The organism is Simplicispira lacusdiani (assembly GCF_003604195.1).
Taxonomy (GTDB): Bacteria; Pseudomonadota; Gammaproteobacteria; order Burkholderiales; family Burkholderiaceae_C; genus Simplicispira; species Simplicispira lacusdiani.
In genome coordinates this window covers 1-569 of the sequence record NZ_QXGR01000052.1, presented here as the reverse complement: position 1 = coordinate 569, position 569 = coordinate 1, and the positions used below count along the sequence as shown (strand labels likewise).

At 35.1% G+C, this 569-nt stretch carries 1 protein-coding gene; it reads left to right on the top strand.

The genetic code is table 11. The annotated features are described in order from the left end of the window. Nucleotides 1-15: 15 nt before the first annotated feature. Nucleotides 16-569 (top strand): DNA methyltransferase family protein (locus D8S75_RS17550; protein WP_198673241.1); only part of this gene is annotated, 554 nt, incomplete at its 3' end.

Below are 569 nucleotides of genomic sequence, written 5' to 3'. Positions count from 1 at the left end.
AATAATAACGACCAAATGATTAAAAGTATCCTAAATGGAGAGTTTTTCCGTAATGTTGCAAAAATAAATAACCTTGTTGATTACGATTACTATGGTTGGATTGCCAATGAGCAGTGGATTAATAACTTCTTCCCAGTCGCAAGGCATCTTTTTCATCATTTAAAGATGTATGACTTTGCAACTGTTACTGAAGAAAATATGATTCAACTAATCTACGATGAAATGTTACCAGATGAACAAAGAGGCGTATTAGGTCAAAAAAGCACCCCAACCCATCTAGCAAACGCAGTAGTAGAAAAAATGTTTGAAAATATAAATGATAACTTTAAGTATTTAGACCCTGCATGTGGTTGTGGGAACTTCATTCGGGCAGCCTTAACACGAACTCGTGAATATTATAATAATAGAGAGTTTACTAATGAAGAAAAATTAGTATTAATCACCGATGCTGTAACAGGTATCGATATTGATCCCACTGCAGTAATCCTTTCCAAAGCAGTTTGGGCAATGACCCTAGCAGATTTAATAAGAGAATCTGAGAGACCTGTCGATATTCCTATCTATCATGC